Source organism: Actinomadura opuntiae, from assembly GCF_030283205.1.
In the GTDB taxonomy this organism is placed as follows: Bacteria; Actinomycetota; Actinomycetes; order Streptosporangiales; family Streptosporangiaceae; genus Spirillospora.
In genome coordinates this window covers 25,545-42,880 of the sequence record NZ_JASNWF010000027.1, presented here as the reverse complement: position 1 = coordinate 42,880, position 17,336 = coordinate 25,545, and the positions used below count along the sequence as shown (strand labels likewise).

At 70.6% G+C, this 17,336-nt stretch carries 13 protein-coding genes; 10 read left to right on the top strand and 3 right to left on the bottom strand.

The window, feature by feature from the left end:
* The first annotated feature begins 143 nt into the window (after nt 1–143).
* The 8 genes from QP089_RS41495 (at nt 144) to QP089_RS41460 (ending at nt 8,290) form a co-directional block, all read left to right on the top strand.
* Nucleotides 144–635, top strand: coding sequence for a hypothetical protein (locus tag QP089_RS41495; protein WP_285919849.1), 492 nt, complete (start codon nt 144–146; stop codon nt 633–635).
* The gene (locus QP089_RS41490) at nt 635–1,984 is read left to right on the top strand and encodes a WXG100 family type VII secretion target (protein WP_285919847.1); all 1,350 of its coding nucleotides are present in this window, start codon (nt 635–637) and stop codon (nt 1,982–1,984) included. Before QP089_RS41495 ends, QP089_RS41490 begins: the two co-directional genes overlap by 1 nt.
* Before the next feature lie 35 nt (nt 1,985–2,019).
* Nucleotides 2,020–3,186, top strand: a complete 1,167-nt coding sequence (locus QP089_RS41485; protein ID WP_285919845.1) for a S8 family serine peptidase — start codon at nt 2,020–2,022, stop codon at nt 3,184–3,186.
* A 23-nt stretch (nt 3,187–3,209) separates the two neighbouring features.
* Nucleotides 3,210–3,542 (top strand): hypothetical protein, encoded by a 333-nt coding sequence (locus QP089_RS41480; RefSeq protein WP_285919843.1) that lies wholly within the window; start codon nt 3,210–3,212, stop codon nt 3,540–3,542.
* A 10-nt stretch (nt 3,543–3,552) separates the two neighbouring features.
* Complete coding sequence (locus tag QP089_RS41475) at nt 3,553–5,286, top strand: alpha/beta hydrolase (RefSeq protein WP_285919841.1); 1,734 nt, start codon at nt 3,553–3,555, stop codon at nt 5,284–5,286.
* A gap of 6 nt (nt 5,287–5,292) precedes the next feature.
* Nucleotides 5,293–5,832 carry a hypothetical protein gene (locus tag QP089_RS41470; protein WP_285919839.1) on the top strand — a complete coding sequence of 180 codons (540 nt, stop codon included), beginning with the start codon at nt 5,293–5,295 and terminating at the stop codon, nt 5,830–5,832.
* Entirely contained in the window at nt 5,832–6,356 is a 525-nt protein-coding gene (locus QP089_RS41465) for a hypothetical protein (protein WP_285919836.1), read from the top strand. Before QP089_RS41470 ends, QP089_RS41465 begins: the two co-directional genes overlap by 1 nt.
* Nucleotides 6,357–6,739: 383 nt before the next feature.
* The gene (locus tag QP089_RS41460; RefSeq protein ID WP_285919834.1) at nt 6,740–8,290 is read left to right on the top strand and encodes an alpha-L-arabinofuranosidase B; all 1,551 of its coding nucleotides are present in this window, start codon (nt 6,740–6,742) and stop codon (nt 8,288–8,290) included.
* Nucleotides 8,291–8,430: 140 nt separating this feature from the next.
* Here the strand turns inward: QP089_RS41460 and QP089_RS41455 are convergent, their stop codons facing one another.
* The 3 genes from QP089_RS41455 to QP089_RS41445 all read right to left on the bottom strand — a co-directional run bounded on the left by QP089_RS41455 (nt 8,431) and on the right by QP089_RS41445 (nt 12,429).
* Nucleotides 8,431–9,414: a phosphotransferase family protein gene (locus QP089_RS41455; protein ID WP_285919832.1), complete on the bottom strand. Its 984-nt coding sequence runs from the start codon at nt 9,412–9,414 to the stop codon at nt 8,431–8,433.
* On the bottom strand, nt 9,411–11,879 hold the full coding sequence (locus QP089_RS41450; RefSeq protein ID WP_285919831.1) for a hypothetical protein: 2,469 nt from the start codon (nt 11,877–11,879) through the stop codon (nt 9,411–9,413). Before QP089_RS41450 ends, QP089_RS41455 begins: the two co-directional genes overlap by 4 nt.
* 124 nt (nt 11,880–12,003) lie before the next feature.
* Nucleotides 12,004–12,429, bottom strand: a complete 426-nt coding sequence (locus tag QP089_RS41445; RefSeq protein ID WP_285919829.1) for a limonene-1,2-epoxide hydrolase family protein — start codon at nt 12,427–12,429, stop codon at nt 12,004–12,006.
* Between the two features lie 42 nt (nt 12,430–12,471).
* On the opposite strand from QP089_RS41445, the gene QP089_RS41440 reads away from it, so the two are divergent.
* Nucleotides 12,472–15,642, top strand: coding sequence for an AfsR/SARP family transcriptional regulator (locus QP089_RS41440; protein ID WP_285919827.1), 3,171 nt, complete (start codon nt 12,472–12,474; stop codon nt 15,640–15,642).
* Nucleotides 15,643–15,721: 79 nt separating this feature from the next.
* The gene (locus QP089_RS41435; protein WP_285919826.1) at nt 15,722–17,275 is read left to right on the top strand and encodes an MFS transporter; all 1,554 of its coding nucleotides are present in this window, start codon (nt 15,722–15,724) and stop codon (nt 17,273–17,275) included.
* Nucleotides 17,276–17,336: the final 61 nt, after the last annotated feature.

Here is a 17,336-nt window from a genome sequence, read left to right as displayed (position 1 = left end):
GAGAACACACAACCGGTGGCCACAACGGGAGTCCGAAATGCCCAGATCCTTCGTCGACTCCTTTGACAGTGGTGTTGCGATACGGAAAGATCACTGGTCAGTCCCCGCGCCTCATGCTTCCTCGCTCCCCCTTGGAGGTACTTGTGCCGCCCACGCCCCCGGGACTCCCGCCGAACGCGCGCGCCTGGCCCGGACTCGACAGCAAGGGTCCCGATCTGGTCGTCGGCGACCTGAAGACCTTGGCACGGAGGCTGGAAAAGCAGCTTGAGGACATGATCACAACGGCCACCGCGCATCTGCAGACGGCCGCTTCCGCCTCGCCCACCGCCTACGGCCAGTGGGACGCCGCCTCTCAACTCGCTGGAACGGCCTCAACGGCCCACGCCGCGATCACCGACCACCACATGCGGTTCATCTACGCAATGCAGGCCGTGGTGAAGAAGCTCTACGCCACCGCCCACGTCTACGACGAGCACGAGGCGGAGATCAAAGCAAAGATCCGCAAGCTCGAACGGCTGCTCAGCGGAGACCCGGCGCCCATGACGAGCAACAGACCCGCACCGCAGGTAGCAGGCCCAGGCCCGTCATGGCCCGAATCCGGCACTGGACCGAGTTGGCCGGAGGCAGGCAGCTGATGACCGACGTCAAGAACTCACCGCTCCGCGAGCCCGCCCCGGCGGGAAATCCGGACTCGTACGCGACCAAAGAAATGATCACGGCGTACCTTCGCGGTGTCGACCCGGGCACCGTGACCGCCTCCGGCCAGGCGTACCTCGACCTCGCGGCCGGCTACGACAAGGCGATGACCGAACTGCGCACCTTCGCCCACGACCTCGCGAGCGCTTGGAAGGGCCCCGCGTCCAACGCCGCCCAAGGCCAGTTGCGGGAACTCTTCACCGCCGCGTTCCAGATCTCTTCGCGTTCTCAGCAGGTCGGCACCGCGGTCAAGAACCACGGCACTAGCTACCTCGCCTGGTACAAGACGAACATGCCCGCCCCGAAGACGCTCGAAGAAGCGCGCCAGTGGATGCAAGGCGCCAACGAACGCGCCACAGAAACCTGGAGTGCCATCCCCGCCGACATCTCGACAGGGCTCCCACCCATCAAGTTCAATCCGGGAGCCGAATACGGAACGCCTGCCGGCGGATCGGGATCCGCATCCGGCTCCGGCCACCCGGCGGGCAGCGGTGGCGCCACCAACCCTCTCGGCTCGGACGATGGAGGTACGGTCGCTTCTAGAGCGGGCACGACAGGTCGTGAACTTTCCCCCACCGCCTCTGGTGCTCACGGTCCCCAAGGCGGTCCGACGCACCCCGCTGGCGACGGCTCGGGCTCCGTCATCGGTCGCCCTGTGGGCGGCGCTCCGAGTGATGGCGCTCTCCCTCCGGCAGGCGACTCGGGAGGGACCCAACTCTCCGGCTTCCCCCCTTCCGGAACCGTCGGCGCGGGGTTCGGAAACGGGGGGTCCGGCAGCTACGGCCTTGGCGGTGGCGGGTTCGACGGCCTCGGTCTTGGCGGCTCGGCCGGGTCGGGCCTCCCCGGTGGTGGTGCCGGCGGCGGTCTGCCCGGTGGCAGCGCCGTTCCTCCGGGGGCGGGAGGTGGGTTCCTTCCAGGCCCGGGGGCCATCGGCGGTGTGCAGGGGCAAGGCGCCCCCAGCAGTGCCAGGAGCCCTGCCACTGGACGCCCCGGCACACCGGGTGCAGGGGTGCCCGGTGCTCCCGGCCGTGGCGGAAGGAGCGACGAAGAACGTGAGCGCAGGGCCTGGTTGCCGGACGACCACGATCTCTGGGAGGAGGGCATCGAGGCCGTGCCAGGCGTGATCGGCGACGCCCCTCCGAAACCGATTCAGCCAGAGAAGCCCGCCAGTGACGAGCAAACGGACGAGGCAGCGCTCTTGCGCCGAGTCCTCGCCCGATTGACCGAGTTGGAGTCACGCGGCCATACCCCACCGCCCGCGCCGCCCCGAATGGAGTGGACGGATTGAGCCATCCCAGATGGCCCTGGCGTCTCTCCTCTTTGATGGCGGCCAGTGCCATCGCCTTCCACAGCATGGTGGCATCCGCCGCGGTGAATCCTTTTCCCAGGAGAGACGAATGGTGGTTCCACGCATGGTCGGTGCAGGACAAGGTCTGGCCGCTCAGTAAGGGCGCCGGCGTTACCGTCGCCGTGATGGATGACGGGGTGAATGCGAGGCTGCCTGAACTTTCAAACGTGGTCCTACCCGGCCTGGACACGACAGGCAACCCCACCAAAGGGCAGATCGATTTCCACAAACAGGGGCATGGGACCTCGATGGCGGCACTCATCGCGGGGCAAGGCGGTGGAACTACCGGCTTTGTCGGCCTTGCGCCAGCCGCAAAAATTCTGCCCATCCGCCTTCCCGTTTCCAGCAAGGACGGCTCCATAGAGGGGACGGCACGGGGGATCCGATTCGCCGTCGACCACGGCGCCAAGGTCATCAACATGTCGTACGGAGGCGAGTCCTTTCAGTGTGCCGCGGAGATTGAATCCGCAATCGAGTACGCGATTGACCACGACGTTGTTCTCGTAGCCTCAGCGGGAAATGACGGCAATGGCGCCAACGCCCCGGAGCAGCCGGCGAGGTGTCCGGGAGTGCTAGCGGTCGGTGCGGTGACCAAGGATTCCCAGCCTTGGCGTGAAACTCAACGACAAAACTACGTTACCCTCGCCGCGCCGGGCGCACAGATGGGCCTCGTCGGGAAAGACGGCACATACTACCCGGACAGCCGCGGAACCAGTGGCGCCGCCGCACTCGCATCCGCAGCAGTAGCACTGATTCGTTCGCATAACCCAACCATGTCCGGGCGGACGGTTGTGCAACGACTCATCGCCACGGCAATGCGAATAGGCGATAAGAAGTGGAGCCCACAGACGGGTTATGGGGTACTCCTCGTCCGCGGTGCGATGGACCCCGACAAGTATCCGGTGCCGTCCAACGCACCCAACCCGGTCTACGGAGCGTTCGACAAGTGGAAGGCGTCAACGCACCGCGCACCCTCAGAACCGCCGGTGACGGTGAAACCGAAAACCGCCCATTCGAGTGGAATCGGGATGGCCACGATCTTCGCCGGAGTCGGCGCGGCAGTACTCGTCGTCGGCGGCCTGATCACGGGTTTTCTGGTGCTGAGCCGCAGGCGCGGGCTCGGCCGTACTTCTCACTTGTAGGACGCTCACAAGAAAGAAAGCCAGTGACCGAGACTCGGCAGTTCAGCCCTGCGCACCTGCGGGAGACGGGGAAGTCGGCGGACGACCTCGGGGACCACGTCCAGAAGGCACTGAAGAGGCTGGAGGACGCGCACCAGGGCGTCAAGAGCGGAGCGGACGGCTTCGCGTTCGCCGGTGCACTGACCAAGGTCTTCGATTCCTGGGACCAGCGGCTGGGGGCGTTGCGTGGCGAGTGCTGGTCGATCGCCGCTACGTTCCGCGCCAACGCCGGCAATGACCAGGCGACGGAGCAGGGGCTCGTGGCCGGGATGAACAAGAACTTCAACGACCTGATCAACTTCAGGACGGCTGACTGACATGGTGTCGATGGAGCAACTCCAGAAGCTCGATCTGGCGCCGGTGAAGACCGCCGCCGACGGTTGGGGCGGCCTCATGGGCGACTTGGAGACCGGCCAGCACACCACGGACCGCCGGATCATGGCGCCCTTGCACGGCACTTGGGAGGGCAAGGACGCGGAGGCCGCTTTCCAGCGGATCTCCCGGTTGAGCCAGAACTTCGAGTACGGGATGACCGAGTCCGGAGACGTCCGGACGTTGCTGGCGTCAATGCATGCGGAGCTGAGCGCGCAGCAGAACGCGCTCCAGCAGGCACTCGCACAGGCGGCCAAGCTCGGCTTCACCGTCAGTCCCGACGGGCGGGTCGGCTACCCGGCCTCTCCCCCGATGCTGAGCGGCGGCACCGCCACGGGGTCCGGCGTCGCGCCGTTCGGTGCGCCGGCGGGCGACAACAGGGCGCAGGCGCAGGCCATCGCCGACCAGATCCGCCGCGCCGTGACCCAGGCGACCGCCATCGACGAGAAGTACGCCACCGCCCTCGCCAAGCTCGCCGCCACGGCCGACATCCAGGTGACGTCGAAGACGTGGGCGGACGCCCGAGGCGACGGCCGGCTCACGACCCAACTGGCCGACGCGGGCCTCCGGCTGAAGCTCCCGGACGGCAAGGACCCGAAGACGACGGCTGCCTGGTGGCGGAGCCTGACTCCCGAGCAGCGCCAGGAGTACATCACCACGCACCCCGACAAGATCGGCGCACTCGACGGCCTGCCCGCCGAGGTCCGCGACCAGGCGAACCGCCTGGTCCTCCGCGAAACCCGCGCCGACGCCCAGCAACGCCTCAACGCCCTCGGCCCCGAACCCTTCCATGTGACCGAGGCCGGCCTAGGCGGAATGAACTCCGCCTACAAACATTGGAAAGAACAGCACGACGAGCTCACCGCACAGTTGAAGGGAATGGATTCAATTCAACGACATCTGGACAAGGCCGGACTCCAGGGTATTCCGGATGCTTATTTTCTTGGCTTCGACAACGTGGGGAACGGCCACGCGATCGTCGCACGAGGCAATCCGGATTCCGCGAGCCATACTGGAGTCTACGTACCGGGCACATTCGCCAGGCTCTCCAAAATAGACAGCGACCTCAACCGCAGCGACCTGTTGTGGCGAGCCTCCAACGGCCTGGCGGACGGACAGCCCGTCTCAACGGTTACGTGGCTGGGTTACGACGCTCCCCAGGACATCGTCACCGAGGCGCCCTTCCGCAGCTATGCCGATCAGGGGGCGCCGGCACTGAACCAATTCACCGACGGGCTTCGCACCGCTCACCCGGGTTCGCCCACGCACCTGACCCTCATAGGGCACAGCTACGGGAGCGCCGTTATCGGTTCCGCTGCGATCCACGGCCATCTGCAGGCGAACGACGTCATCTTCGCGGGAAGCCCGGGCGTGGAAGCCGATCACGCCTCAGACCTCGGCATCGGCGCTCGCCACGTTTACACTCAGCGCGCACCCGCTGATCCCGTTCCTCCGGCGGGCACATTCAGCGAGCTGCCGGGGCATACCTGGACCTCCAGCCACGGGGTGCCGGTGTTCGGGCCGTCCGTCCCCGGTGACAAGGCGTTCGGCGGGCAGATCCTTCCGTACGGAGACGACCCTGCCGGCAGTAACGTGCCCAGCGCGCACAGCAGCTACTGGAACAACGGACCGACCGGTTTCTCGACGAGCCTGGTCAATCAGGCCGCTGTGCTGGTAGGCCAGAGGTGATGCGAGATGCCGACCAAAAGGCGACGCACCGGACACCTTTTCACTCTGATGACCGCAATCGCAATGATCGGCGGATGTTCGCACATGGATCCCGATAACGCTCACCATCAGCCAAGGGCGGCCAGGCCGGACACCATCCGCGCACAGATCGACGGATACTCGAAAACCATCAGGGCATGGGCGAATGTGTCGGGCGGACAGACCTCGGCGCACGGACCCCTGATCAACCTGAATGTCCAGGGGGTCAAAAGAGGCTTCTCAATGATCGACACCTGGTCGATATTCAAATCCACCGACCAGGCGACCGGTGAGGGCTACCAGCGAATCGAGCAGCGACTTCCGGGCAATGGCTGGAGAATCACCAGGAGGGGAACCTCGGATATTCAGGACAACGCGCCAAAGCTCTGGGCGGAGCACGGGAGCGATCACGTGTTCCTTCAGCTCGAGTGGTTGCACCCGACAGCCGGTCACGGCGCCAAACTGCTGGTCACGGTGGAGTCCGGCGTCTACACAGCGCCAGCGGACGTCGACCTGGACTCCTATTGATGGCCAAGACGGTCAGTACGCGCATCCTCGTGCTCGGCACCATCCTGGTCCTTTTCGCCGCCGGGTGCGGAACGCCCAAGCACACGATCACGGTGGACAAGGCGGTCCAACGGATCGACGGGTACGTGCAGGAGACCTTGCGATCGGTGCCGACGTCGCTGCGCTTCGGCGACAGGCAGGTCGAGACCGATTACGACGGCGGCTGCGTCAAGCCTCTGACCGATTCAGGGTTCACCGGACAGATAAACCCCGACATCGTCTACAAGGCGAGTGTGCCCGCGAGCGCCGAGGGAGAGGTGCGGGACTTTTTCGCAGCGGTCGCTTCCCACTGGAAGCGGAGATCGGCTGAGGTGAGCAGCACCAGGACGCCCGACGGGACCCCCGGCCTGCTCAGCGTCCACCCATTTCATAATGGTTATCGGCTGTTCGTATCGTACTACCCGAGCCGCATCATCGAACTGGGTGGAGTGCTCGACGACTGCATCTGGCGTTACGGGGCCCCGCAACCCACCGACGACCCGTGATCCTCAGGGGGTGGAGGACGTTCAGGCTGGTCGGGATTGTGGCGGCGCCACGTGGGAGGCCAGGGCAGGCATAGCGGCGGATGGGGGCGGGTGAGTCGGCGCCTGCCCACTTCTAGCGTGTTCACGGCTCGCTGGGAACCTTGACGCGGCAGGGACTCCGTTTCATAGTGGACGGACATCCCCCGACATCGTCCCGCGGAGGCCGCAACGAAAATGTTAGCGCTAACATAGCGCTCGCTCCCACCCCCAGTCGCGATTCCGCACGTCAGAGCGATGTATTGGCGGCGCAGCGGTGCGCGAGGTTCTCTCGCGCATTTCGAGTGTCGCCCCCTGCCTGAATTACGCGGCATTCATCGCGACCGCTCGAAAGGCAGAGATGCACCATGACCGCCCGGTCTCTAAGAAAGGCCATGCTGTCCGCAGGGACGGCCGTCGCGCTCGCCGTCGGCATGCTGAGCGGTATCTCCATGCCGTCGCAGGCGGCGGCGTCCTTGCCCTGTGACGTCTACGCCGCCGGCGGCACGCCGTGTGTGGCGGCGCACAGCACGACCCGCGCCCTGTACGCCTCGTACAACGGGCCGCTGTACCAGGTACGCCGGACTTCCGACAACGCCACCCGGGACATCGGCGTACTGAGCACCGGCGGATACGCCAACGCCGCCGCGCAGGACTCGTTCTGCACCGGCACGACCTGCCTCATCAGCGTCATCTACGACCAGTCCGGCAGGGGCAACAACCTCACGCAGGCGCCCCCGGGCGGGTTCTCCGGCCCGACCGCGAACGGGTACGACAACCTGGCGATCGCCACGGCGGCACCGACCCTGGTCAACGGCCACAAGGCCTACGGCGTGTACGTGGGGCCCGGTACCGGATACCGCAACAACCACACCAACGGCATCGCCACCGGTGACCGGCCAGAGGGAATGTACGCCGTTTTCGACGGCACGCACTACAACGGCGCCTGCTGCTTCGACTACGGCAACGCCGAGACCGACAGCCGGGACGACGGCAACGGCACCATGGAAGCGATCTACTTCGGGAACAGCAAGTTCTGGGGGTCCGGCACCGGCAACGGCCCCTGGATCATGGCCGACCTGGAGAACGGCCTGTTCTCCGGCGTGAACGCCGGCTACAACGCCAACGACCCGACCATCGGTCACCGGTACCTCACCGCCATCATCAAGGGCGAGTCGAACCACTGGGCCATCCGCGGCGGAAATGCCCAGTCCGGCGGCCTGTCGACGTTCTACAACGGACCGCGCCCCAACGTCTCGGGCTACAACCCGATGAAGAAACAAGGTGCGATCATCCTCGGCATCGGCGGCGACAACAGTAACGGGGCCGCCGGTACCTTCTACGAGGGTGTGATGACCTCCGGTTATCCCTCGGACGCCACGGAGAATTCCGTACAGGCCGGTATCACCGCCGCCGGGTACTCGCCATCCGGCGGGGGCACGGACGGAACGCTCACTCCCGGCTCGCTGATGTCGCTGCGTGCGACGACGCCCTGCTGTACCGATCGCTACATCCGTCACCAGAATGACGGAGCCGTCACCTCGACGATCAGCTCGTCCAGTTCGTCTCTCGACAAGAGCGACGCCACATGGATCGTGCACAGTGGGTTGGCCAGCGGTTCCTGCGTGTCCTTCGAGTCGAGGAACTACCCGGGCGACTATCTGCGGCACCAGAACTTCCACCTGTACCGGCAGCACAACGACGGCAGCTCGCTGTTCGCCGCGGACGCCACATTCTGCCCGCAGACCGGCAAGAGCGGCCAGGGCACCTCGTTCGCCTCTTACAACTATCCCTCTCGCTTCCTCCGCCACTACAACAGCACCGTCTACATCGCCAGCGACGGCGGCTCCAACGACCTCGACAGCTCCACCTCCTGGGCAGCCGACGTGAGCTGGGCCGTCCAGAAGCCGTGGGCGTAGTCGCCGGAGACGGCCCAAGGCCGAACGACGCGGGCCCGGCCGGAGTGCATCCGGCCGGGCCCGCACGGTGCCCACGTCCCCGAGGCCGTCGTCGACGACTACAACTGGAGGCACCCCGAAGCCCACCCGACCACTGAGGTTCAGGCGGGGCGGACGGCGGTTTCGACAGTTCGGCGGTCGAGGGGGGCGGGGAGGCGCCAGTAGGGGCGGGCCGCGTTGAGTTTGGCGGTCAGGGAGTCGATGAGCTGGTCCTGCGGGTAGGGGTAGGGGCCGCCGCGGGCGAAGAGCTGGGAGTAGCGGACGGAGTCGACGATCGCCGACTTGATCCGCTCGTGGGTGAGGTAGGCGCCGAGGTCGTTCTCCCAGCCGGTGGTGTGCTCGGACGGCATGGCGGCCCGCCACCGAGCGACCAGGGCGTCCCGCTCGTCCGGCAGGTAGCCCATCTTGTGGATGTGGACGGCCAGGTCGTAGACGGGGTCGCCCCACAGGGCGAGCTCCCAGTCGAGGAACGTGGTCGAGCCGTCATCGACGATCATGTTGCGGCGGTGGACGTCGGCGTGCACGCAGGCGAACGGGCGCGGCGTCAGGCCGCGCCACAGCGCGTCGACCGGCGCGAGGGGCTCGGCGGGGATGGCCAAGGCCGCGAACAGGCCGGCGTACTCGGCGCTGAAGGTGTCGTACACGCGCCGGGTGAGGTCGGACAGCAGGCGCGCGAAGGCCGCGGTGTCCTTCTCGGCCGGCCAGGAGGCGGGGACGTCGGGGAGCCGGGGAACGCGGACGAGCTGGGTGAACAGCCGGACGGTGTCGTCCAGCACGTGCGGCGGGACGGGGACGCCGCGGGGTGCGACGTCGTTGAGGACGTCGCCTGCGATGAACTCGTGCACCTGGAACGGCGGGTCGGCGGAGACGTGCAGGAGGCGGGGGGCGGCGCGGACGTGCGGGGCGATGGCGGCGAGCACGCGGTCCTCGCGCCAGGGCCGCAGGTCCATCATGTCGGCGCCGTGGATCGGGATGCGGACGATGACGGGCCCGCCGGCGGTGTCGACGCGGATGTTGTCGTTGTAGTAGCCGGCCGCGGAGTCGCCTTTCGCGCGCGCCCGCTCGTACAGGTCCCGCCAGTTCATGCGTCCTCCAGCATGGCCGTCACGAGCGCGCGTGCGTGGTCGTCCAAGGATGGCAGCAGGTGGGCCGGGCTGATCTGGGCGCGGGCCCGCGCGGTCTCGGCGGCGATGTGCTCGCCGGCCGTGCCGAGGACGTCCAGCAGGTGGCCGGCGACCATGATCAGGGTGGGGTAGACCTCGGCGGCGACGAGTTCGGCGACGGCCCAGTGGGCGGACGCCGACGCGGCGCGGGCGTCGCCGGTCCGGGCGTGCAGGAAGGCGCGGAACAGTTCCGCGCGGGCCCGGCCGGACCGGTAGCGCGCCCGGTCCAGGGCGTCGGCCGCGGCCTGGAACGACATCGCGGCCGGGGCGTGCTGTCCGAGACGGAGCTGGGCGATGGCCAGTGCGGTGTACGCCTTGCCGATCTCGTGGTGTGCGCCGCGTTCGGTCTGGACCTCGATCGCCTCGGCGGCCGCATCGACGGCGCGCGGCGGGTCGGTCCAGGCGAGCAGTTCCGCGCGGTTGGTCTTGATGTCGGCCTGGCCGATCGCGGTGCCCGCGCGCGCGTAGAGCGCGGCGGCGGACTCCAGGGTCCGGTGCGAGGCGTCGAGGTCGAAGGAGAACCGGTGGCCGAGATGCAGGAGGCGGACGACGTCGCCGCGCAGCACGAGGTCGTCGCCGGGGGCGTCGGCGAGGATCTGGTCCGCGGTGGCGGAGGCGTCCCCGAAGCGTCCCTGGCACATGTCCAGGTCGGCCATGCAGAAGCCGGCCCGGAGCCGTGCGGTGCCGGTGTGCTCGGTCCACACCCGGCTGAAGATCCGCTGGGCTTCGCCGGTCGCTCCGGCGATGCGGCGGCCGTGGGCGCCGGCCAGCGCGAGGCGTGCGCCGGGGGTGTCGTGCAGCGGCCAGTCGATGGACGGGGTGAGCCGGGTGGCGGTCGCCGCGTCCCCGAGCAGGACGGCCGCCTCGGCCTCCAGGCAGCGGGCCGTCCGGGCGAGGTCGGTGTCGCCGCGGCCCGCGTCCAGGTAGTCGCGCAGATCCTGGGCCACGCCGTCCATGCCCTGCTTGCCGCCGTGGATCATCGCGCGGTCGGCGTAGGCCAGGACGTCGTCGCCCTGGAGGGTTCCGGCGTGCAGGCCGCAGAACGCCGCCTCGCGGACGGCGCGGGCGCGGATGGCGACGCCGTCCTCGGCCGCGTGGTCGCGCATGGCGCGGGCGTCCCAGACTTTGCGCAGGAGCGTCTGGACGTCCCGGACGGTGTCCTGCGACAGCCGCTGGTGCAGTGCCGCCCGCATGAGCTGGTGGAGGCGCCTGCCGTGCGCGCCCGCCGGATAGACGAACGAGTATGCGGTCAGCGACTCCCATGCCATCCGGTGCCGGGGCAGGTCGAACGCGTCCGCCAGCGCCTGGAAGATCTCGAAGTCGAAGATCCGGGCGACGCTCAGCAGTTCGAGGGAGCGGACCTCGTCGGAGGCGACGTGGGTCAGGAACCGCTGCAGGATCTCCTCGGACGAGACGGTCGCGGCCGCCTGCCGGGCCGTGGTGCGGGTGTCCACGGCCAGGTGCAGGTAGAACGGCAGCCCTTGGCTGGCGGTGGCTATCGCCTGCCGGGCCGCGTGGTCGGTGATGCCGCCGTCGGCGAGCAGTTCCAGCCGGGCGGCCATGGGCAGGCCGTCGACGCGCTGGTGGCGGATGACCTCGGCCCAGCCGGGGTCGTGCGCGTCCCAGGCGAGGGGCTCGCGGCTGGCCACGACGACCACACCCCGGTCGAGCTGGGCGATCAGGTCGCGGAGCCACACGTCCTGGGCCATCGCCCGGCCGGACCGCGCCGGGGCGGGCACCAGGGCCTCGTAGGCGTCCACGAGGATGACGTAGGGACGGTCGGAGCCGTCCCGCAGGTCCTCGGCGAACAGGTAGGTGACCGCGTCGGCGAGTTCGGCGTTGGTGAGGTCGTCGAGGTGGCCGAGCGTGTCGTCGGCCTTGATGCGGTGGCGTTGCCGCATCCCGGTCGTGGCCTTGCTCAGCAGGCGTAGCAGCCCCACGCCGGTGCCGAACACCGGGACGCCCGCCGCGCCGTCGAGGATCTGCGACAGCGCTTCGCTCTCGTCCGCGAACGGCAGTTCCTTGCGGGTGAGCCGCAGGTGCGGGTGCAGCCGCTGCCAGAGGACGGCGTAGGCGATGTCGAAGCGGTCGAACCGGACGCCCTGCCGGCCCAGTTCGACGCGCAGGACGGCGAGGGCGTCCTCCTGCTGGCGCATGGCGGGCACCTGCAAGTCGATGGTGGCTCTGCGATGCGTCGCGGCGCTGCGCTGCCCGAGTTCCTGCAGCAGGCGCGACTTGCCGATGCCTCCCACACCGACCACGTTGAACACGCGCGGCGATCCGTCCGGAGCCGATAACACCTCGGCGAAGGCGGCCGTCACCTGTTCCCTGTCCACGAACGGACGGTGCAGCGCGGCCACCCGCCGGAAGCGGGGTTCGAGGGGCATTGCGTCTCCTGGGGGGCGGAGGTTGTTTCCGTCCGGCGCAGCGCGGACGGCGACACGTTGCACGCCGACGATAACGGGGCCCGTGCGGCGTCGTGTGAGCCGAGCCCGCCGAGGAGACGCGGGGTCAGTGGGCGGTGGTCTGGGGGCGGGGGGTGAGCTTGGTGCGGAGGAGGCCGCCGAGGCCCTTGACGGAGGCGGCGAGGAAGGTGGTCCAGTCGAAGTAGTCGCGCCACAGGGTGATGAGGCCGTCGTGGACCTCGAAGGTGCCGCAGACCCAGAACTCGGCGCGCCAGGCGCCCGCTTCGAGGACGTCGGTGCGCTCGGTGAGGACGACGGGGCCGTTGGCGGCGATGTTGTGCAGGCGGGCCTCGAAGCCGGTGCCGTAGCGGCCCATGGTGCGCAGGGCCTTCTCGACGGCGGGCAGGCCGCGGGCGGGGGGCAGCGGGACGTTCTGGTAGACGATGGCCGGGTCGGCGAGGGTGAGGGCCCGGTCCACGTCGAGGGCCTCGAGGGCGGACAGGAAGTCGCGGACGGTCTGGATCTCGCTCATGGACGACCACGGTACTTCAGGGGATACGCCAGAATCAGGCCCATGCTGTTCGGCGTTCTGGGGCCGGTCGAGGCCCGTGGCGGTGCGGGGGCCGTACCGGTGGGCGGCCCGCGGGTGCGGGCGCTGCTGGCGATGCTGGCGCTGGACGCGGGACGGGTCGTGACGAGCGAGCGGCTTATCGACGGCCTGTACGGGGAGGACCCGCCGGCCGGGGCGGCGAACGCGCTCCAGTCGCAGGTGTCGCGGCTGCGCCGGGGGCTCGGCGACACCGGGCTGGTCGAGGGGCGTCCCGCCGGGTACCGGCTGCTCGCCGACCGGGACCGGGTGGACGCGCACCGGTTCGAGGCGCTGGCGCGGGACGGGCGGCGGGCGCTCGCGGCGGGCGACCGGGCGCGGGCGTCGGTGCTGCTGAAGGAGGCGCTGGAGCTGTGGCGGGGCCCGGCGCTGGCGGACGTGCGGTCGGCGCCGTTCGCGGAGCCGCAGGCGGCACGGCTGGAGGAGGCGCGGGCCGCCGTCGCCGAGGACCACGCCGAGGCGCGGCTGGCGCTGGGCGAGTTCGACGCGGCGGTCGCCGGGCTGCGCGGCCTGCTGGACGAGCGGCCGCTGCGGGAGCGGGCGCGGGCGCTGCTGATGCGGGCGCTGTACGGGGCCGGGCGGCAGGCCGAGGCGCTGGCGGTGTTCGAGGACGGTCGGCGGGTCCTCGCCGACGAGCTGGGCGCCGACCCCTCGCCGGAGCTGGCGGGGGTGCACCTGGCGATCCTCCGCGGCGACCTGGAGGGGCCCGCGGCCGGGGCGGAGAGCGTCCGGCTCACCCTGCCGGCGCAGCTCACCAGCTTCGTCGGGCGCGACGAGGAGGTCCGGCGGGTCGGGGCGATGCTCGCCGAGGGGCGGCTGGTGACGCTGCTCGGCCCCGGCGGGGCGGGCAAGACGCGGCTGGCGGTCGAGGCGGCGGCACGCGAGGACGGCGAGGTCTGCTTCGTCGACCTGGCGCCCGTCGACCGGGCCGAGGTGACCACGGCGGTGCTCGGGGCGCTCGGGCTGCGCGAGGGCGCGATGATGCCCTCCCCCGGCGAGCGCCCGGCGGACGCGGCGGAGCGGCTGGTCACGGCGCTGAGCGGGCGGCGGATGCTGCTCGTCCTGGACAACTGCGAGCACGTGGTGGCGACGGTCGCGCCGCTGGCGCACCGGCTGCTGAGCGCCTGTCCCGAGCTGCGGGTGCTGGCGACCAGCCGGGAGGCGCTGGCGATCACCGGGGAGGCGCTGTGGCCGCTGCCGCCGCTGGCGCTGCCGCCCGAGGGAACGCCCGCCGCGGAGGTCACCGGATACCCGGCGGTTCGGCTGTTCGCCGACCGGGCCGCGGCGGTCCGTCCCGGCTTCGCGGTGGATGACGGCAACGTGGACGCGGTGCTGCGGATCTGCGGGGCGCTGGACGGGCTGCCGCTGGCGATCGAGCTGGCGGCGGCGCGGCTGCGGTCGCTGCCGGTCGAGCAGGTCGCGAGCCGGCTGGACGACCGGTTCCGGCTGCTGTCGCGCGGCAACCGGACGGCGGCGCCGCGGCACCAGACGCTGCGGGCCGTCGTGGAGTGGAGCTGGGAGCTGCTGGACGAGGCGGAGCAGACGCTCGCGCGGCGGCTGACGGTGTTCTCCGGCGGCCTGACGCTGGAGGCGGCGGCGCAGGTCTGCGACCTGGACGACGCCGACGAGCTGCTGGTCGAGCTGGCCGACAAGTCGCTGCTGCAGAGCGACGGGACGCGGTACCGGATGCTGGACACCGTCCGGGCGTTCTGCGCCGAGCGGCTCGCGGAGGCGGGCGAGGCGGAGCGGTTCGAGCGGGCGCACGCGGCGTACTTCCTCGACCTGGCGCGGCGCGCGGAACCGCACCTGCGGGGCATCGAGCAGCTGGAGTGGCTCGGGCTGCTGGCCGCCGACCACGGCAACCTGCACGCGGCGCTGCGCCGGTCCGTGCGGCTGGACGCCGTCCTCGCGCTGCGGCTGGTGGCGGCGCTGTCGTGGTACTGGTGGCTGCGCGGGCGGGTCGAGGGCGCCTCGATCGCGTCCGAGCTGCTGGACGTCGTGGGCCTCGACCCTCCGGAGGGATGCGAGGAGGAGTACGTCCTGTGCGTGATGAACGCGGTGTCGGCGGGCTCGACGGGCGGCCGCGCCCAGGCGTGGCTGGACCGGGCCGAGGCGCTGCTGCACGGCATCCGCCGGGTGCTGACCTATCCGTCCACGATCGTGCAGTACGCGCTCACGGCGGGGCCGAGCCGGACGCAGTACGCGGTGTTCACGGTGCACCTCGGCGACGATCCGTGGGCGCAGGCGCTGATCCACATGAGCGACGGGTTCCTGCGGCAGTTCAGCGGCGACGTCGAGCGCGCGGAGGAGTCGTGCACCGCGGCGGTCGCGGGGTTCCGGGCGTGCGGCGACCGGTGGGGCACCGCCAACTCCCTCGACCCGCTCGCCCAGCTCGCGGCCTGGCGCGGCGACCTGGACCGGGCGCTGGAGCTGCTGGACGAGGCGCTGGAGCTCGCCGGGCAGCTCGGCGCGCTGGAGGACACCGCGGACCTGCTGTACCGGCGCGCGGACGTCCTCGTCCGGTCGGGCGAGCCGGACCGGGCGGCCGCCGAGCTGGAGCGCGGCATCGAGCTGGCGCGCCGGGCGGGCGCCCCCGACAAGGTCGCGGGCGGGCACAACGGGCTGGCGGGGATCGCGCGGCTGCGCGGCGACCTCGGCGAGGCGCGGCGGCTGTACGAGAAGGCGCTGACGGGGTTCGCGTCGGAGCGGTTCATCGCGACGGCGGTGCGCGGCACCGCGCTGGTCGGCCTCGGCTGGGTCGAGCTGGACGGCGGCGGCGACGCGGCGCGGGCGCGGGAGCTGTTCCGCGAGGCGCTGGACATCTCCTTCGACCATCCGATCTTCACCTACCAGGCCGCGGCGGCGGTCGGGCTGGGCGGCGCCGCCCTCGCGGAGGGCGACGCCAAGCGCGCGGCGCTGCTGGCGGGCGTGGCGTCGACGCTGCGCGGCGTCCAGGTCCCCGGCGACGACGACGCCCGGCGGGTCGCGGCAGGCGCCCGCGCCGCGCTCGGCGACGCCGGTTACGACGCCGCCTTCGCCGAGGGCGCGGCCCTCACCCGCGAGGAGGCCCTCGCCATGCTCAACGTGGGCGCCGGCCTCCCGCCGCCCGACTCCTGGCGGGGCCTCACGGACGGCTGACGGCCGGACATGAGCCAGGGTGCGGGACGGTCAGCGGACGGTGCGCACACGGTCAGCGCGCCCCGCGAGCCTTGCGGACATGTACTCCTCAGCCCGCAAGTGGGGCACGTTCGCGATCTGCTGCCTGCTCGCCATCGTGCCGAACATCGACCTGACCGCGCTCAACCAGGCCGTCCCGCACCTGAGCGCCGACCTGCACCCCTCGGCCACGCAGATCCTGTGGATCGCCGACTCCTACGGGTTCGCCCTCGCCGGCCTGCTGATCACCATGGGCGGGATCGGCGACCGGATCGGGCACAAGAAGCTGCTGCTGATGGGCACGGCGCTGTTCGCCACCGCGTCCGCGGTGACCGCCTACGCGCCGAGCGCCGAGCTGCTGATCGCGGCGCGGGCGCTGCTGGGCGTCGCCGGCGCGACGCTGATGCCGTCCGGGCTGTCGCTGATCCGCCGGGTGTTCGCCGAGCCCAAGGAGCGGACGATGGCGATCGGGATCTTCAGCGGCGTCGGCGGGCTCGCGGTCGGGCTCGGCCCGGTCATCGGGGGCGCGCTGCTGGACCACTTCTGGTGGGGCTCGGTGTTCCTCATCAACGTCCCGATCATGGTCGTGGCGTTCCTCGCCGGGGCCGTCGTGCTGCCCGAGACGCGCACCACCCTGCCCGGGCGGCTGGACCTGGCCAGCGTGCCGCTGTCGATCGCCGGCGTCCTCGGCCTGGTGTACGCGGTCAAGGAGGCGGCGGCGCACGGTGTGGACGAGCCGCGGGTGGTGACCGCCGCGGTGATCGGCGTCGTCGCGCTGGCCGCGTTCTGGATCCGGCAGACCCGGATCGCCGAGCCGCTCATCGACGTCCGGCTGTTCCGCCGCGCCGCGTTCTCCGGCTCGGTCGGCACCAACATGTTCGCGATGTTCGCGCTGGTCGCCCAGTCGCTGATCTTCTCGCTGTTCTTCCAGCTCGCGCTCGGCTGGTCGCCGCTGAAGGCGGGCCTGGCGGGGCTGCCCGGCGCGGCCGGCGCCATGGTCGGCGGCGCGGCGCTCGCCCCGCCGCTGATCAACGCCCTGGGCCGGGCCCGCGTCGTCGCGATCGGCATGCTGGTCTCCGCCGGCGGCTTCTCCCTCTTCCTCACCATCGGGCTGGACACCACGTACTGGGTGATGCTGGCGGGGATGCTGATGTCCGGCATCGGGATGGGGATGGCGCTGACCACCACCGCCGACACCGTCCTCGCGTCGGTGCCGAAGGACCGGTCGGGCGCCGCGTCCGCGATCTCCGAGACGGCCACCGAGCTCGGCGGCGCGCTCGGCATGGCGATCCTCGGCAGCGTGCTGAACGCCGTCTACCGGGACTCGCTGCACCTGCCGGCGAACGTGCCGGCGCCGGCCGCGTCCGCCGCCCGCGACTCGCTCGCCGGCGCTTTCGAGGCCGCGTCCGCGCTCCCCGGCCGGCTCGGCGGGCAGGTCCTCGGCGCCGCTCGGGACGCGTTCGTGGACGGCATGCACGGTGCCCTGCTGTGCAGCGCGGGCCTCGCCGCGCTGGTCGCGGTCTTCGCGCTGGTGACCCTCCGGTCCGTCCCGAAGGTCATCCCCGACGCCGCCGCCGAGAGCCCCGATCCCGGGACCGTCCCGGCCGCCAAGTAGCCCGCTCCCGGAAGTGCCCGGTCCCCCGCCAGGGGCCGGGCCTCCGCTATTGAGAAAAGTG